Origin of the sequence: Deinococcus radiopugnans ATCC 19172 (assembly GCF_006335125.1) — a bacterium.
Taxonomy (GTDB): domain Bacteria; phylum Deinococcota; class Deinococci; order Deinococcales; family Deinococcaceae; genus Deinococcus; species Deinococcus radiopugnans.
Map to the genome: position 1 here is coordinate 172,132 of NZ_VDMO01000002.1, position 15,845 is coordinate 187,976.

Below are 15,845 nucleotides of genomic sequence, written 5' to 3' on the forward strand. Positions count from 1 at the left end.
CCCACCCCCAATTCCGCGTGATACCATGGAATCCCGGAGGCCGAGCGCCCCGGTTTTTCTTTTTTGGCCCCGTCACAGCCGCGTTGGGGGTCAGGCGCTTTCGGACAGTGGAGAAGTCATGAAGTACATCTTTGTCACGGGCGGCGTGGTCAGTTCCCTCGGAAAAGGCGTGGCGAGCGCCAGCCTCGGCGCCCTGTTGCGGGCGCGCGGCTACCGGGTCACGGCGGTCAAGATCGACCCCTACATCAACATCGACGCGGGCACCATGCGGCCCTACGAGCACGGCGAGGTCTTCGTGACCGCCTCCGGCGCGGAAACCGACCTGGACATCGGCAACTACGAGCGCTTTCTGGATCTGGACATTCCGCCGGGCAGCAACATCACCACCGGGCAGGTGTACCAGGAGGTCATCCGCAAGGAGCGGGCTGGGGACTACCTGTCACAGACGGTGCAGGTCATCCCGCACGTTACCGACGAGATCAAGCGCCGCATCAAGGTGGCGGGCGAGAACGCGGGCGCGGAGATCGTGCTGATCGAGGTGGGCGGCACGGTGGGCGACATCGAGTCGCTGCCCTTCCTGGAGGCCATCCGGCAGTTCCGCTTCGACGAGGGCGACGAGAACGTGCTGTACCTGCACCTGACCCTCGTTCCCTACCTGGGCACGTCCAACGAGTTCAAGACCAAGCCCACGCAGCACAGCGTCGCCACCCTGCGTTCGGTGGGCATCAGCCCGGACATCGTGATGGTGCGCAGCAAGGAAAAATTGCCCAGCGAGATCACGCGCAAGATCGCCCTGTTCACCTCGGTGCGCGAGAACCGGGTGTTTAGCAGCTTCGACGTCTCGCACGTCTACGAGGTTCCGCTGGCGCTGGAGGAGCAGGGGCTGGGCAAGGCGGTTGAAGACCTGCTGGGGCTGGAGCGCGTTCACCCGAATCTGGGCGTGTGGGTGGGTGCGGTGCGGACCATCAAGCAGCCCACGCACGCGGTCACCATCGCGCTGGCGGGCAAGTACACCGACATGCCCGACGCCTACCTGAGCCTGCTGGAGTCGCTGACCCACGCCGGCATCGCCAACGACGCGCGCGTGAACATCAAGTGGATCAACGCCGAGGAACTGGACAGTTCCAGCGGTGAGGCGGGGGGTCTGGAAGCGCAACTGGGCGATGTGGACGGCATTCTGGTGCCGGGGGGCTTCGGCATCCGGGGCATCGAGGGCAAAGTGCACGCCGCGCAGTACGCCCGCACGCGCGGCGTGCCGTACCTGGGCATCTGCCTGGGGATGCAGATTGCGGTGATCGAGTACGCCCGCCACGTGGCTGGGCTAGAAGGGGCCAACAGCGCCGAGTTCGACGCCTACGCCCCGCACCGCGTCATCGACCTGATGCCCGAGCAGCTGGAAGTCGCCGGGCTGGGCGGCACCATGCGCCTGGGCGACTGGCCGATGGATTTGAGGGCCGGCACCAAAATCGCCGAGCTGTACGGCGTTCCGGAGGGCGGCACCGTGCGTGAACGCCACCGCCACCGCTTCGAGGTCAACCCCGCCTACGTGGCGCAGTTGCAGGAGGCCGGCCTGACCATCAGCGGCGTGACGCCGGGGGTGGCGGGACGCGGGGCGGGGCTGGTCGAGAGCATCGAGATTCCCGGCCACCCGTTCTTCGTGGCCCTGCAGGCCCACCCCGAATTCAAGAGCCGCCCGATGCGCCCCAGCCCGCCCTTCGCGGGGTTCGTGGCAGCGGCGCTGGCCCACCAGGGCGTGCGCACCGAGCCGTCTGCTGAACGGATGGCCTGAGCGACAGGGAAACCGGGCCTTACCCGACGCCCAGGGCCACCAGCGCCGCGTCCACCTGCGCCGACAGCTCGGCCAACGTGCCGCCGTTCTCAATCACGAAATCGGCTTTCTCGCGTTTCTCGGCGGCGGGGGTCTGGCGGGCGTCCCGCGCCAGCACCTCCTCGCGCGTGAAGCCGCTGCGTTCCATCACGCGGCTCAGGCGCACGTCCAGGGGGGCGTCCACCACCAGCACGGCGTCCATGCCCGCCTCCAGCCCGCCCTCGAACAGCAGGGGAATGTCCTGCACCACCCACTGCGCGCCTGCCGCGACGGCCTGAAGTTCCAGGGCGGTCATGCGGGCGCGCACGCGCGGGTGGACGATGGCGTTCAGCTCGGCCAGCCGCGCCGGATCGGCAAAGGCCACGGCGGACAGCGCGGGCCGGTCCAGCACGCCGTCCTGCACGGTGCCGGGAAAGGCCGCCTCGATGCGGGCCAGGGTTTCCGGCTCCTCCGTGACCAGCCGGGCCTGGGCGTCGGCGTCCAGCACGGTCAGGCCCCGCCCACGCAGCAGCGCCGCCACCGTGCTCTTGCCGGCGCCAATGCTGCCGGTCAGGCCCAGGCGGCGGGGAAGGGCGGCAGCGGCAGGACGGGTCATGCCGTGACTATAACGGGGCCGGCAGCCGGTCAGCCCCGCGTCAAACCGGCAGTGGACACTGCGGCCGGGACGCCCTGCCAGCTCCGCATCTCCCTCCAGCCGCTCTCACTGGCACTTCACCCCTGCGCGCCCGGCCCTCCCGTATCATGCCGCACGTGTCCCATGACGCTCAGGACGTGGTTTCGGAGGGGCCAAGGGGGCGGCGCAGTATGATCTGTGCAGCTCATCCCACCATTGCCAACCCACGGAGGTTTTTCAAGTGAATCGACGCATGAGTATTTCCGGCCTGCTGTTCCTGGCCGCCACACTGCTGGCCGCTGGCCCAGGCCGCGCGCTGGCCCAGGACCAGACGGCCCCGGCGCAGCCGCCCGCGCCGGTTCAGACGCCGCCTGCCCAAACTCCGCCGGTCCAGACGGCACCCACCACGCCGACCCCCGCCGTACCCGGCACGCCTGCACCCACCACACCAGCGGCTCCGGCAGCTCCCGCCGCCCCGGCACGCACCATCCCGGCGGCCAACTACGTGGCGCAGGGCGTGTTTAACTACGAGCAGGGCAAGTACGACGAGGCCTACGTGGCCTTCCGCGCCGCCTCCGAGCTGGACCCCAAAAATGTAGACGCGCTGCTGGGCCTGGGGCGCTCGCAGGTCAAGCTGCGGCTGTTCGGCCCGGCGCTGGACACGCTGAAAAAGGCGCTGGAGCTGGACCCCCGCAGCCTCAACGGCTACATCTACCTGTCGCAGGCATACGTGCAGCAATACATCGGTTCGGGCGATCCGGCGTCTTTCGTGGGCAACCTCGCGGCGGCGCTGAAGGTGCTGGACGACGCCGAGACCATTGCCAAGGCGCAGACCGGCAAGCCCGGCGAGGTCAGCCTGAGCCGCATCTTCAATGACCGGGGCTACGTGTACAAGCTCCAGGGCGACCCCGGCAAGGCCATCGAGGCCTTCAAGCAGGCCAACACCCTGAACCCCGACAACAGCGTGCTGCTGTTCAACCTGGGCGACATGTACTACGCCACCGGGGACCTGAAGGCGGCGCTGGATTACCTGCAGCAGGCGGTGATCGCCGACCCGCGCGACCCCTACAACCGCGCGTACTACGCCAAGCTGCTGGCCCTGAACGGCGACGTGGGGGCGGCCAAGTCCGAGGCGGCGCAGGCCGCCCGGCTGGCCCCCACCAACGCCTACGCGGTGGGGCAGTACGGCGTGGTCAGCTACCTGGCCGGGGACCGCGCCACCGCCAAGTCGCAGCTGACCCAGGCCGTGACCCTGGACCCGCTGCGCAACCCGGAGTTCTACTACTACCTGGGCCGCCTGAGCCTGGACGTCGGCGACCTGAAAGGGGCGCGCGACTCGCTGACCCGCGCCGCCACGCTGGGGAGCCGTACCCCCGAATACCTGTACTACCTGGGCCTGAGCTACGAGCGCGGCGCGGGCGCCGTGGCGCCAGACCGCCTGAAGGCCCGCGACAACTACGAACGTGCCCTGCAGCTCAGCCCGTCGTACAAGGCGGCGCAGGACGGTCTGGCCCGCGTGCGCTAGACCGTCGGTCCTTAAGAGGGGGGGGGTCACTGCCGGGTGCAGATGGCCCCCTCTTCCTGCCTTCCGCGAGAAGGCCGCGTCGAAAACCGCACCTTCATCCGGCGGGCCGTCAAGCGCCCGCAAGAGCCGCCGGGCTAGGCTGCGGACGTTTCCCCTCCCCTCCCTCAGCCCTGCAAGGAGCGCCGCATGACCAGAATCCCGACCTCCCCCCGACTGCTGGGCAGCCTGCTGCTGACCTGCACCCTGCTGCTGACCGCGTGTGGCGGCGGCGGCACCCCTGCGCCGAATCAACAGGGCGATCAGGGCGCTGGCCCCGCCCCCACGGCGGCCGAGGCCCGGATGCTTCAGGCCGTGAACGCGGCCCGCGCCACAGCGCGCCAGTGTCAGGGCAAGGATTTTGCCGCGGCTCCCGCGCTGGCCTGGAACGGTCTGCTGGGCAAGGCGGCCCGTGCCCACGCCCAGGACATGGCAGCACACAATTATTTTGACCACGTTTCGCCGGACGGCAAGACGCTCAAAAACCGCGCCGAGGCCGCCGGTTACACGGGCTGGAAGCGTCTGGGGGAGAACATCGCGGCGGGGTACAGCGACACCGAGATCGCGGAGGCGATGGCCGGCTGGCTGGCCAGCAAGACAGGCCACTGCGAGGCGCTGATGGACCCGGCCTACAAGGAAGTGGGCTTCGGGTACGCCCCAGCTACAGGCGGCCAGTACAGTGCCTACTGGGTGCAGGACTTCGGCAGCCGCTAAACCAAACCGAAGAAACTAGCCCCGCGCTGCCCGCTGCCGCGCCACGAAGTTCAGGAACTCGGGCTGATCCAGCGTGTTGATGACCTGCTCGGGGCGCAGTCCCGCCTTGCGCGCCACCGCCACCCCAAAGCGGGTGTCGGCCAGCCCGCCGGGCACGTGGGCGTCGGTGTTGATGGCGAAGGTCAGTCGCTCGCGCCAGCGCAGGGCGTCGCGCCAGTCGAGGTCCAGGCGGGCGGCGTTGGCGTTGATCTCTACCACCGTGCCGTTCTGCTCGCACGCCGCCAGCACCGCTTCCAGATCCAGCGCGTAGCCGGGGCGGCGCAGCAGCAGGCGGCCCGTGGGGTGGCCCAGCACCGTGATCAGCGGGTGCGACGCGGCCCGCACCAGCCGCTCGGTCTGCCGCGCCGGGTCCAGCGTGAACAGGCTGTGGACGCTGGCGACGACGTAATCCAGCGCCAGCAGTTCCTCGTCCGGGTAGTCCAGCGAGCCGTCGTCCAGAATGTCCACCTCGGCGCCGGCCAGCACGGGCAGCCCCTCGGCCTGCAAGGCCCGGATTTCGGCAATGTAGTCGCGCAGACGCTCGATGCTCAGGCCATTGGCGTAGTGGGCGGCGCGCGAGTGGTCCCCGGTGCCCAGATAGTGGCCACCCTGGCCATTCCCCAGCCCCACCGCCGCCTCCACCATCTCGCGCACCGTCGCCGCGCCGTCGGACCAGACCGAGTGGGTGTGCAGCAGGCCGCGCAGGTCGCCCACCGTGATCAGCTGTTCCGGCGGCGGCAACGTCTGCCAGAGCCCGTCGTGCTCCGGCTCGCGGTACTCGGCGGGACGCAGCGGCAGGCCCAGGGCGTCGGTCACATCCTGTTCGGTGGGAGTGGGGATCAGGACGCCATCCTTTTTCAGGCCACGCCCGCTCAGATCGAAGCCGCGCGCCCTGGCCTCGGCCCGCAGTTCCTCGCGGTAAGCCGTACTGCCGCCCATCATCAGGTCCAGCGCGCCGCGTGCGTCCGCGTCTGCGTAGGCGATTTCCACCGGCACGCCGTCCACCCGGCCCGCCAGCACCGGCTTTTTCTCGACGCCCTTCAGATCTTCCACCACGCCCGAGAGCCGCGCCGTCACCTCCTGCGCCGTGCCCGTGACCGTCACGCGGGCCACCCGCACGGTGTCCAGGCCGCGCCGCGCGTCGCCGGAGATGCGCCCGTCCAGATCTTTCAGCCGCGCCGCCAGCGCCTCCGAGATGTCCAGGCCGGTGCTGAGGCTCTGGCGTTCCTGCGAGGCCAGCGCGAAGTCCACCGCCTCCAGAATGGTGGCCGCACTTTTGGCCCCAAACCCCTTGGTCCCAGCCACCCCGCCGTTCTGCGCGCCCTCGCGCAGCCGTTCCAGCGAGTCGAAGCCGGCGTCCCACAGGGCGCGGATCTTCTTCGGCCCCAGCCCACGCACGCGGAACAGCCCCAGCACGCTGGGGGGAATCTGGCTGGCCGCGTCTTCCAGCGGCCCGAAGGTGCCGGTGTGCAGGTACGCAACCAGTTCTGCGGCAATGGTCTTGCCCACCTTCGGGATTCCCGCGAAGCTGCTGGCCGCCAGTTCAGGAACGTCGGCCTCCAGCCCTTCCAGACTGCGGGCGGCGCTGCGGTACGCCTGGGCGCGGAAGGCTTCCTCGCCCAGCAGGTCCAGCAGGTCGGCGGTGGAGTTCAGGGCGTGAACCAGGGATTTGCGGGTCAGATCAGGAGCAGTGGACATGAAAAAACCTCGTGTAGGAGAAGCTTCAAGGATTGGAAGGGGCAGGAAGGTTGGAGCTCAGGGCTGTGGGCCGGGCGCGGCGTCGCCTACCAGCCGCACCCGCCGCGCATATGTCACGACCCTAGCGCCCATGCCCTCAAGCAGGGCCGCCGCGTCCGCGAACCGGAAACCCACCTCCTGCGGCTGATGCGCGTCGCTGCCCAGCACGAACCCAATGCCGCGGTTCACCGCCTCGGCCACCAGGTCCGGCGCGGGGTACGCCTCGGCCACCGGCTTGCGCCAGCCTGCCGTGTTGAAATCGAGGCTCAGGCCCGCCTCCGCCACCGCGTCCAGCGCCCGCAGGGCCGCCGCGCCGCCGGGGTCCCGGTGGCCGAATTTCTTGGGCAGGTCCAGGTGGCCGATGCTGTCGAACAGGCCGGAGCGGGCCGCGCCCCCAATCAACGCGTAATAGTCGGTGTACAGGCCGCCCAGATCGCGCGCCCCGTACTCGTCCACGAACTCGGGATTGTCGAAGCCCCACGCGCCCAGGTAGTGCACGCTGCCGATCACGTAGTCCCAGTCATGGGCGGTCAGCAGCCCTTCGACAAAGCGCTCGGTGCCGGGGTGAAAATCGGCCTCCAGCCCCAGCCTGACGTCCAGACGCCCGGCGAATTCGGCCTGCACGGCACGGACCCCGTCCACGTACTCCTGAAGCTGGTCCAGACGCATCCGCCACGGCGCGTCGTACCACGCGGGCATCGGGGCGTGATCGGTGAAGCACAGCCCCGCCAGACCCGCGTCCAGGGCGGCCTGGGCGTACTCGCGCGGCGCGCCCGTGGCGTGGCCGCACAGCGGGGTGTGCAGGTGGCAGTCATAGAGGCCGGAGGGACGGGGGGGCATGGAACCAGGGTAGCGGAGCCGTTCATACTGAAGGCCGTGCTGATGGCCGGGTCAGAAGGGCAACCGTGTTGAGCCACCGCCCGCTGGGCCTGCTGGCGTCGTTCCTGCTGCTCCACGCCGCCCTGCTGGTGGGGCTGCAGCGGCAGATTCCCCTGCCTGCGCGGTTGGCGGCGTATCCGGCCCAACTGCTGGGCATTCTCAGGCCAGACGTGCTGGTCCAGACGCTGCCGCTGGCCCTGCTGAGCGGCACGTACCTGCTGGGCGGACTGGCACTGGCCTGGGTCCTGGCCGCGCTGCTGGGCCGGGTGGCGCGGCCCGCGCTGTGGGTGCTGGAGGGGCTGCCGTCCTTTCTGCTGCTGGTGGCCGGCGTGGGGGCGGGTCTGGCCGTGACCGTGCCGCGGGGCTGGGACTTTCCGCTGACCGCGTGGTCCCCGCTGATGCTGGCGCTGATCGTGACCGCGCTGGCCCTGCCCACCGCCGCCCGCGCCGCACTGGCCACGCAACACGCCACCGGAGAGGCCCTGAGCGCCGATCACAGCCGCGTGGCCCGCGCGATGGGACTGCCGGAGCGCGCCGTGCAGCGACGGGCCGCCCGTGTGGCCCTGCCCGAACGGGCGGCGGGGCTGGCCGGAGACGCGCTGGGGCTGGCCCTCTCGCTGTCGGTGATCGAGGGGCTGCTGCAGTTTCCCGGCGTGGGCAACGAGGTCTACGTGGCCCTGCAGGGCACGTTCGCGGGCGCGGACGGTCAGCCCTTCGGGGCGCAGTCCCTCTCGGCGTCGCTGGCGGCCCTGCTGGGACTGGCGCTGCTGTTTGCGGGAATCGGACGCGCGTTGGCCGCCCGCCTCGATCCGCGCCCGCGCGCCGGAGCGTCCGGGGCCGAGGCGGACGCATGAGGTGGCTGCTGCTGCCTCTGCTGCTGCTGGCGCTGCTGGCCCCACGCACCGAATGCCCGCTGCGCCCGGTCATTCAGGGGCCGAGCGTCCAGGCAGGCGCCGCGCCGGAACTGCTGATACCGCCGCTGCGGGTGGGCCATCCGCTGGCCCCGCTGGGCACCGACCGGGCAGGCCGCGACGCCGTGTGCCTGCTGCGGCGCGGGCTGGCGCGCTCGCTGCTGGTCTCGCTGAGCGTGCTGGCGCTGGGTGTGCTGCCGGGGCTGGCCCTGGGCCTGTGGCTGGCGTGGCGCCCCCGCCTCACGCTGCCCGGCGAGGTGATGGTGCTGCTGGCCCTGGTGCTGCTGCTGGGCCGGGACGCCTTCCGGCCTGTGCTGGCGCTGGGCGTGTGCCTGCTGACGGCCCGGCTGGTGGCCGTGCGCGGCGCGGCGGTGCTGCGCGAACCGTTCGTGGAGGGGGCGCTGGCGCTGGGCGCCGCGCCGCGTCACCTGCTGATCCGGCACCTGTGGCCGCACCTGCGCCCTGGCCTGCCCGCCGTCCTCGCCACCGTCCTGAGCAGCGTGTTCGTGTGGCTGATGGAACTGGGCGCGCTGGGGTTCCACGATCAACCCGTGCTGAGCGTGGGCTTTACCGACAGCTATGACCGCACGCCAGACCTTCTGGCGCTGCCGCTGAACGCCGACCTGGGGCAACTGATCAGCTTCTTTCGCTGGACCTGGCTGGACACCCCAGAACAGCTGGTGTGGCCGGTCCTGCTGCTCATCGCGCTGACCCTGGCCCTCAAGGATGTGGCCCGGCGGGCCGCGCCGCGCGGCTAGACGTGGGCCAGACGCGCCGTCCGAAGACGTGCAGCAGCAGCCCTACGGCGATCAGCGCCGCGCCCGCCACCTTGCCCGGCGGAAAGACCTCGTGGTACAGAAGGGCGCTGGAGACCAGACCAAAGACCGGCACCAGCAGGGAGAGCGGCGCGACGCGCCCGGCCCCGTGGCGCTGGATCAGCAGGGACCACACGCCGAAGCCCAGCACCGTGTTCCCCAGCCCCATGTACAGCACGGCGGCCCACAGCTCCCAGCCGCCGTGCAGCAGCGTGTGCGCCACCGCGTCCCAGCCGCTCACCACACCCGACAGCAGCGTCAGCGGGACGGGCGCGATCAGGCTGCTCCAGACCACCAGCGAGAAGACATTGGCGCCGCCGGCCGCCCGCACCAGCAGGTTGCTGACCGCCCAACCCAGCGCCGCCACCAGCGTCAGGCCCAGGCCCAGCACGCTGACCTGCCCGCCCGACAGCAGCCCGATGGTCGCCATGCCCGCGAAGGCCAGCGCGATGCCCGCCACCTGCCACGGCTGAATGCGCTCGCGCAGAAAGGCGGCGGCCAGCAGCGCCGTGAAGAACGCCTGAATCTGCATCAACAGCGAGGCCAGGCCAGCGTTCAGGCCCAGCGCAATCGCCAGGTACAGCAGCCCGAACTGCACCACGCCCACCGCCAGCCCGTAGCCCCACAGGATGCGGGCAGGCACGGCCGGCCTCCTGACAAAAAACACCGCCGGAACCGCCGCCACCGCGAAGCGCAGGGCGGCCACCAGCAGCGGCGGGGCGCCCTCCACGGACCACTTGATCACCACGAAGTTCAGGCCCCAGATCAGCGTGATCATCAGGGCCAGCAGCAGTCCGCGCGTGCCCAGAGGCTGGTTTCCATTCGCGGCGTGGGAGGGGGCGGCCACCGTCACTGGGACATCACGCCCCGGAGTGTAATCCTGGAACGGGGGTCGGCGTCCCTGGATGCGGGATGCAGCCGGCGCTGCCCTGGCCCCGGACCCCTCCTGTAGCGAAAGCCCGCAAAACGGTGCCCACCCCGCCAGATGGCGTATTTTCCCCGGCCCCGCAGCGCCGTAAATTGAGATTCGATGACGTCTTCCACCCACCCTGCCCCACCCGCTCCGGACGGCTGGCGCACCTTCGTGTGGCTGTGGAGTTCGCAGGCCCTGAGCGTGCTGGGCTCGGCGGTGGCGGGCTTTGCCTTCAACATCTACCTGACGGTCACGCGTTTTCCGCTGGCCGAGCAAAAGCCGCAACTGGCGCTGGCGCTGTCGGCCACGGCGCTGGCCTGGGGGCTGGCCGCCACCCTCAGCGCGCCGCTGGCCGGCACCTGGACAGACCGCCATGACCGCCGCCGGATCATGCTGGGCGCGGACCTGCTGGGCGCGGCGCTGACCTTCAGCGTGCTGGGCCTGCTGCTGCTGCCCGCCGCGCCGCTGTGGGCGCTGGTGTTGACCGCCGGCCTGATGGGCCTGGTGTCCACCTTCCACGGTTCGGCCTTCGACGCCAGCTACACCACGCTGGTGCCGCGTGAGCGCCTGCCCCGCGCCAACGGCATGATGCAGACCATCTGGAGCCTGGCCGGGCTGGTGGGACCGGCGCTGGCCGCCCTGCTGATCGGCGTACCGGCCCTGCTGCGCAAGTCTGACGCCCTGCCCGTCTGGCTCTCGGGCCTGCAAAATGGCGTGCCGTTCGCCTACGCGGTGGACGGCCTGAGCTTCGTGCTGGCGGCCGCGGTGCTGTCGCGCCTGTCGGTGCCGTCGCCGCAAGAGGTCACGGACCGCAGTCAGCCGCGCTCGTTCAGGGAAGATATGGCCTTCGGCTGGAAATTCATCGGCAGCCGGCGGCCCCTGCTGGCGCTGCTGCTGACCTTCGCCGTCGCCAACCTGTGCGGCAGCGGCCTGGGCGTGCTGGAGCCGCTGATCGCCAAGTTCGGGCTGGCCGCCGACTGGCAGGCGCGGGGCAGTTCACTGACGGCGGCACTGGCCACGCTGACGGTGACCCAGAGCGTCGGCGGCGTGCTGGGCGGCGTGTTCATCAGCGTGTGGGGCGGCCTGAAACACCAGCGGGTGCTGGGCGTGCTGGTGCCGATGATCGTGTCCGGGCTGGCGCTGGCCGCCTTCGGGTTCAGCGCCACGGTGCTGGGGGCCTGCGCCGCGCTGCTGATCCTGGGCCTGACCACGCCGGCCATGAACGCGCACTCTCAGAGCATCTGGCAGTCGCAGGTGCCGCCCGCCATGCAGGGCCGGGTGTTCAGCGTGCGGCGGCTGATCGCGCAGTTCACCTCGCCCCTGAGCACCGCGCTGGCCGGGCTGCTGGCCGCGCGATACGCGGGCGGGAGCGTGGCCGTCGCCGCCGGCCTGCTGCTGGCCGGGGTGGCGGCGGCGCAACTGTTCAATCCGGCGCTGCGGCGGGTGGAGGACGGCCCGAAGGTGACGGCACAGGGCGCCGACTGAGGGCAGCCGGGCCGGGTTGTGTCTGCCGGACCCATCCCCCCCTGCAATCCCGTTCTTTTCCCGTTTCACAGTCCAGCAACCGCTACACTATGGGGCGTGCTGGCTGTTCGTCTGTTCGTCATGTTGGTGGGGTTGCTGCTGGGCTGGCTGGCCGGGGAGGCGCTGGCCTCGGCGCAGCCCACAGACCTGAGCCGGGTCAATACCCTGAGCCTGATGCTGGCCGGCAGTCTGATCGCGCTGCTGCTCGCGCCGCGCGCCGAGCGTCTGCTGACCGGCAGCGTGACCCGCTTCTCGCGCTGGTACGCCGGCCTGTCGCCGCGCACGGTGGCGGCGGCCACCTTCGGCCTGATCGTGGCCCTGCTGCTAAGCGTGCTGCTGAGCAGCCTGCTGCAGAGCCTGCCCTTTTACAACTGGTTCTGGAGCCTGCTGGTGACGGTGATCCTGGCGGTGTTCTTCGTGAATTTCGCGGCGGGCCACGCCGAGGCCTTCGGGATGCTGGCCTTTCCGCAGGTGCGCCGCCGCAACGGCAGCAAGCTGCTGGACAGCAACGTGATCATCGACGGGCGCATCCTGGAACTGGTGCGCGCCGGATTTCTGGAAGGCGAACTGGTGGTGCCGGGCTTCATCCTGCGCGAGCTGCAACTGCTGTCGGACAGCGGCGACGCCCAGAAGCGCGTCCGGGGCAAACGCGGCCTGGGCCTGCTCGAAGAGTTGCGTGAACTGCGGCCCATCCGCATCGAGGACTGGGACGACGCGGCGCTGAAGACGGTGGACGACAAGCTGATCCGGCTGGCCCGCGAGACCGGCGGCCAGATCGTGACCAACGACGGCAACCTGGGCAAGATCGCCAAGCTGCACGACGTCACGGTCCTGAGCATCAACGAGGCGGCGGTGGCCCTCAAGCCGCAGGTGCAGGCCGGCGACCTGCTGGCCGTGACCATCACCAAGGGCGGGCAGCAGTCCGGCCAGGGCGTCGGCTACTTGGAAGACGGCACGATGGTCGTGGTGGAAGACGGCCTGAAACTGCGCGGCAAGCAGGCCCGCGTGCAGGTGGTCAACAACGTGCAGACCAACGTGGGCCGCATGATCTTCGCCCGGCTGGAGCGGGAAGGGGAAGTGGCGTAGGACCGCACAACCAGAAGGCCGTCTGCCTGGAATGCCGGCAAGGTTGAGCGCCCTGGTCACGCCTCCTCTCAGCAGGAGTTCGTGATCAGGGCGCTCAATAGGGTGCCGACTCAGTTCAGAATGGTGTCTCTTCCTCCTGCACCGCCACGGGGGCGGGGCGAGCGGCCACCGGCTGAGGCCGAGCTGCGGCAGGGCGGGCGGCCTGCTGGGAAGGGCGTCCGCCCGGAATGGCATAACGGTCCTGCCGCTTGCCGCCCCGGAAAATGGCCAGCGTCACGTACTCGAACTCGCCGTCGGCCTTCTCGCGGACGTGTTCGGGATCGGTGCCGCGTGCGCCCCGGCTGTACTTGACGGCGGCGGGCAGCTTCATCTTGCGGCTGTCCACGGCCTCCAGCTCGCGGCGACGGTAGGCCAGTCCCTTGTGGATGACCATTTCCTCACCCTCGGGGTTCGTCCACTTTCTGGCCCCGATTAAAGACCAGTCGAAATCTGGTTCATTCTCCAGCGGGAACTGGTAGCCGCCACTCGGCACGGTCCCGCTGGTCCAGCCCAGCCGACCGTATTGACGCTGCACGTCCAGCAGCTTGTCGGCGCTCTCCACGTCCACGGTGACGGTCGCGCCCAGATCGGTGACGAATTCAATGTGTAACATCCAAACCTCCTTACGTAAATAACATAACACAGCCTGAGACGACAGGTGTCAACTGGGGTGGAGGATTGACCTCATGTCCGGGTCAGCACGTAGTACACCCGCTCGCCGTCGGCAGCCAGATCCGTGACGACGTAGCCGCGCCCCAGGTATTCGCCCAGCACCGCGCGCAGCGCCAGCCGCCACAGCAGGCGCAGCGGCTCGTTCATCAGCTCGGCCTTGCGCGGCACTTCGGCCAGCACCTGCGGGCTGTCCAGCTTCAGCCTCGGCGCGTCCGGCTCCTCGCCCTCCGGCACGGCGCTCAGGGCCACCTCGCCGTCGGGGGCAGGGGGCGGGTGGGCCTCGCTGGGACGGGTCAGATCCCACTCGATCATCAGGCGGTCGGCGGGAAAGGCAGTGGCCGGATCGTCGCCCAGCGCGTACCAGTCGGCGTGGTAGGACACGGCCCGCGCGCCCAGCTTGCCCAGGTTCAGGCGGGCGTTGCGGGCGATCAGCGGATCGAAAGTCCAGGTCATGCGCGTGAGACCCTGCGCCAGCACCCGCTCCCGCTGCGCGTGTTTGAGGGCCACCGCCAGCCCGCTGCCGCGCCAGTCCGGGTGAACCGCCAGCAGGTGCGAGTGGTGCCACAGCTGCCCGTTCCGCAGCGCCGGAAAGCCGTAGGCCAGCCCGAAAGGAGGGGGCCGCGCGTCGTCCGGCACGCCAGGCGAGGGGGCCGCGTACGCGCCCAGCACCACGCCGCCGCACACCGAGCTGATGCGGAACATGCTGCTGGGCAGCACCTCGCGGTCGGGGTAGCCCCAGGCATCCACCTGCACCCCTTCCAGCCCACGCATGGCCCACGGATCGGTCACGTCGCGGATCACGTAGGGCCGCAGCGGCAGCGAGGCGGGAACCGCGCTCAAGGGCGGTGTTCCTCCGTCAGCTCGGCCACGCTCTCGATAAAGTCGCGGTTGAGGGTCACGCCGATGCCCGGGCCTTCGGGAACCGGCATCAGGCCGTCCACGGCTTCCAGCGGCTCGTTGATGATGTCCGTTTCCCAGTAGCGGCTGGCGCTTGATGTATCACCGGGCAGCGTGAAGTTCGGCAGGGTGGACAGGTGGATGTTGTGCGCGCGGCCCACGCCCCCTTCCAGCATGCCGCCGCACCACACCGGGGCGCCGAACGCCTGCGCCACGTCGTGCACGCGCCGGGCCTCGGCCAGACCGCCCACGCGGGCCACCTTGAGGTTGATCACGCCGCCCGCGCCAATCGCCAATGCTTTGCGGGCGTCTGCCGCGCTGGCGATGCTCTCGTCCAGGCACAGCGGGGTCTGGAGGCGGGTTTGCAGCGTGGCATGATCCACCAGATCGTCCCAGGCCAGCGGCTGCTCGATGTAGGTCATCTTGTACTCGTCCAGCGCCCGCAGGCGCACCGAGTCGGCCAGCGTGTAGGCGCTGTTGGCGTCCACCGTCAGGCGGATATCGGGAAACGCCTCGCGGGTGGCGCGCACCGGCTGGACGTCCCAGCCCGGCTTGATCTTGAGCTTGATGCGGCGGTAACCCTGCTCGACGTGGCGGCGCACGGCGTCCACCGTGGCGGCCTCATCGGCCTGAATGCCCAGGCTGACGCCCACCTCCACCTGGGTCTTGCGCCCGCCCAGCAGGGTACCCAGCGGCACGTTCAGCATGCGCGCCCACAAGTCCCACGCGGCCATTTCCACCATCGCGCGGGCCATCCTGTTGCCCCGGAACGCGCCCAGCGCGTCGTTCAACTCCTCCGGGTTGGCAAAGGTCTTGCCCAGGATGCGCGGCAGGAACACATTCCGCAGCAGATCCAACGCCCCGGCCAGCGTCTCCTCGCGGTACATCGGGGCGACTTCCATGGTGCCTTCCGACAGGCCCTGCACACCGTCGCCGTGCAGCACCAGCAGCGGCACCGTGCGGGCGGTCTGGACACCAAAGCTGGTCTCGAAGCGGAATTTCAGTGGCAGGCGGACAACCATGATCTCGGCGGCTTCTATTCGCAGCATGCCCCACAGTATGGGGGCTGGGCCTAGAATGGGGTGCAAAACAGGCCACGACAGTCAGGACAGCGGGACGGCTCGCCGCTCCTCCCACGTTCCAGGAGACATCATGCAGAACCCGGACGCAGCGCAGGCAGCAGAACAGTCGGCCTCTGACCTAATCTCCGATAAAATCGCCGCCCTGGGCGACTGGCGCGGCGAAACCCTGGGGCGGATGCGGCGGCTGATCCTGGAAGCAGACCCGGACGTGACCGAGACGTGGAAGTGGGGCGGCACGCCGGTCTGGGAGCACGACGGCATCCTCTGCACGGGCGAAACGTACAAAGGGGCTGTCAAGCTGACCTTTGCGAAGGGCGCATCTCTGGACGATCCGGCCCAGCTCTTCAATGCCAGCTTGGAGGGCAACACCCGCCGTGCCATCGACATTCATGAGGGTCAGGAGGTAGACGAGTCGGCCTTCAGAACCCTGATTGGGCAGGCGGTGGCCCTCAACAGCGCCGGAAAACCGAAGCCTCCGAAGAGAACCACAACCTGAACACCCCACCGTTCCCACATCAGTCACAGCCGCCGGGCG

15 protein-coding genes are annotated in these 15,845 nt (G+C 69.9%); 8 read left to right on the plus strand and 7 right to left on the minus strand.

The window, feature by feature from the left end:
- The first annotated feature begins 118 nt into the window (after nt 1–118).
- On the plus strand, nt 119–1,789 hold the full coding sequence (locus FHR04_RS02225) for a CTP synthase (protein ID WP_139400462.1): 1,671 nt from the start codon (nt 119–121) through the stop codon (nt 1,787–1,789).
- Nucleotides 1,790–1,808: 19 nt separating this feature from the next.
- Here the strand turns inward: FHR04_RS02225 and coaE are convergent, their stop codons facing one another.
- Nucleotides 1,809–2,423, minus strand: a complete 615-nt coding sequence (coaE, locus tag FHR04_RS02230) for a dephospho-CoA kinase (RefSeq protein WP_139400464.1) — start codon at nt 2,421–2,423, stop codon at nt 1,809–1,811.
- 259 nt (nt 2,424–2,682) lie between these two features.
- On the opposite strand from coaE, the gene FHR04_RS02235 reads away from it, so the two are divergent.
- Nucleotides 2,683–3,966, plus strand: a complete 1,284-nt coding sequence (locus FHR04_RS02235; protein WP_249038926.1) for a tetratricopeptide repeat protein — start codon at nt 2,683–2,685, stop codon at nt 3,964–3,966.
- A gap of 186 nt (nt 3,967–4,152) precedes the next feature.
- The gene (locus FHR04_RS02240; protein ID WP_139400466.1) at nt 4,153–4,716 is read left to right on the plus strand and encodes a CAP domain-containing protein; all 564 of its coding nucleotides are present in this window, start codon (nt 4,153–4,155) and stop codon (nt 4,714–4,716) included.
- Nucleotides 4,717–4,731: 15 nt separating this feature from the next.
- On the opposite strand, the gene FHR04_RS02245 is transcribed toward FHR04_RS02240, so the two are convergent.
- Together FHR04_RS02245 and FHR04_RS02250 are read right to left on the minus strand one after the other, a co-directional pair.
- Nucleotides 4,732–6,453 carry a DNA polymerase/3'-5' exonuclease PolX gene (locus tag FHR04_RS02245; protein WP_139400468.1) on the minus strand — a complete coding sequence of 574 codons (1,722 nt, stop codon included), beginning with the start codon at nt 6,451–6,453 and terminating at the stop codon, nt 4,732–4,734.
- Nucleotides 6,454–6,510: 57 nt separating this feature from the next.
- Nucleotides 6,511–7,332 (minus strand): histidinol-phosphatase HisJ family protein, encoded by an 822-nt coding sequence (locus FHR04_RS02250; protein WP_139400470.1) that lies wholly within the window; start codon nt 7,330–7,332, stop codon nt 6,511–6,513.
- Between the two features lie 65 nt (nt 7,333–7,397).
- Between FHR04_RS02250 and FHR04_RS02255 the strand changes: the two genes are divergently transcribed.
- Together FHR04_RS02255 and FHR04_RS02260 are read left to right on the plus strand one after the other, a co-directional pair.
- On the plus strand, nt 7,398–8,225 hold the full coding sequence (locus FHR04_RS02255) for an ABC transporter permease family protein (RefSeq protein WP_139400472.1): 828 nt from the start codon (nt 7,398–7,400) through the stop codon (nt 8,223–8,225).
- Nucleotides 8,222–9,040, plus strand: coding sequence for a hypothetical protein (locus FHR04_RS02260; protein ID WP_139400474.1), 819 nt, complete (start codon nt 8,222–8,224; stop codon nt 9,038–9,040). Before FHR04_RS02255 ends, FHR04_RS02260 begins: the two co-directional genes overlap by 4 nt.
- Here the strand turns inward: FHR04_RS02260 and FHR04_RS02265 are convergent.
- On the minus strand, nt 9,003–9,905 hold the full coding sequence (locus FHR04_RS02265) for an EamA family transporter (protein WP_039686441.1): 903 nt from the start codon (nt 9,903–9,905) through the stop codon (nt 9,003–9,005). The genes FHR04_RS02260 and FHR04_RS02265 overlap by 38 nt on opposite strands.
- Nucleotides 9,906–10,127: 222 nt before the next feature.
- Between FHR04_RS02265 and FHR04_RS02270 the strand changes: the two genes are divergently transcribed.
- Together FHR04_RS02270 and FHR04_RS02275 are read left to right on the plus strand one after the other, a co-directional pair.
- The gene (locus FHR04_RS02270) at nt 10,128–11,495 is read left to right on the plus strand and encodes an MFS transporter (protein ID WP_139400476.1); all 1,368 of its coding nucleotides are present in this window, start codon (nt 10,128–10,130) and stop codon (nt 11,493–11,495) included.
- Nucleotides 11,496–11,591: 96 nt separating this feature from the next.
- Nucleotides 11,592–12,620: a PIN/TRAM domain-containing protein gene (locus FHR04_RS02275; RefSeq protein ID WP_039682000.1), complete on the plus strand. Its 1,029-nt coding sequence runs from the start codon at nt 11,592–11,594 to the stop codon at nt 12,618–12,620.
- Nucleotides 12,621–12,735: 115 nt separating this feature from the next.
- Here FHR04_RS02275 and FHR04_RS02280 read toward each other — a convergent pair whose 3' ends face one another.
- The 3 genes from FHR04_RS02280 to menC form a co-directional block, all read right to left on the minus strand.
- Nucleotides 12,736–13,272 (minus strand): single-stranded DNA-binding protein, encoded by a 537-nt coding sequence (locus FHR04_RS02280; protein WP_039681998.1) that lies wholly within the window; start codon nt 13,270–13,272, stop codon nt 12,736–12,738.
- Nucleotides 13,273–13,343: 71 nt separating this feature from the next.
- Nucleotides 13,344–14,102 (minus strand): acyl-CoA acyltransferase, encoded by a 759-nt coding sequence (locus tag FHR04_RS02285; protein ID WP_139400699.1) that lies wholly within the window; start codon nt 14,100–14,102, stop codon nt 13,344–13,346.
- Nucleotides 14,103–14,167: 65 nt separating this feature from the next.
- Nucleotides 14,168–15,277 (minus strand): o-succinylbenzoate synthase, encoded by a 1,110-nt coding sequence (gene menC, locus FHR04_RS02290; RefSeq protein ID WP_139400478.1) that lies wholly within the window; start codon nt 15,275–15,277, stop codon nt 14,168–14,170.
- A gap of 103 nt (nt 15,278–15,380) precedes the next feature.
- Between menC and FHR04_RS02295 the strand changes: the two genes are divergently transcribed.
- The gene (locus tag FHR04_RS02295) at nt 15,381–15,806 is read left to right on the plus strand and encodes a DUF1801 domain-containing protein (protein WP_139400480.1); all 426 of its coding nucleotides are present in this window, start codon (nt 15,381–15,383) and stop codon (nt 15,804–15,806) included.
- Nucleotides 15,807–15,845 lie beyond the last annotated feature (39 nt).

Coding starts and splice junctions, on each gene's coding strand:
- FHR04_RS02225 (WP_139400462.1), top strand. CDS start 119: ATGAAGTACATCTTTGTCACGGGCGGCGTGGTCAGTTCCCTCGGAAAA.
- coaE (WP_139400464.1), bottom strand. CDS start 2,423: ATGACCCGTCCTGCCGCTGCCGCCCTTCCCCGCCGCCTGGGCCTGACC.
- FHR04_RS02240 (WP_139400466.1), top strand. CDS start 4,153: ATGACCAGAATCCCGACCTCCCCCCGACTGCTGGGCAGCCTGCTGCTG.
- FHR04_RS02245 (WP_139400468.1), bottom strand. CDS start 6,453: ATGTCCACTGCTCCTGATCTGACCCGCAAATCCCTGGTTCACGCCCTG.
- FHR04_RS02250 (WP_139400470.1), bottom strand. CDS start 7,332: ATGCCCCCCCGTCCCTCCGGCCTCTATGACTGCCACCTGCACACCCCG.
- FHR04_RS02260 (WP_139400474.1), top strand. CDS start 8,222: ATGAGGTGGCTGCTGCTGCCTCTGCTGCTGCTGGCGCTGCTGGCCCCA.
- FHR04_RS02270 (WP_139400476.1), top strand. CDS start 10,128: ATGACGTCTTCCACCCACCCTGCCCCACCCGCTCCGGACGGCTGGCGC.
- FHR04_RS02280 (WP_039681998.1), bottom strand. CDS start 13,272: ATGTTACACATTGAATTCGTCACCGATCTGGGCGCGACCGTCACCGTG.
- FHR04_RS02285 (WP_139400699.1), bottom strand. CDS start 14,102: ATGCGTGGGCTGGAAGGGGTGCAGGTGGATGCCTGGGGCTACCCCGAC.
- menC (WP_139400478.1), bottom strand. CDS start 15,277: ATGCTGCGAATAGAAGCCGCCGAGATCATGGTTGTCCGCCTGCCACTG.
- FHR04_RS02295 (WP_139400480.1), top strand. CDS start 15,381: ATGCAGAACCCGGACGCAGCGCAGGCAGCAGAACAGTCGGCCTCTGAC.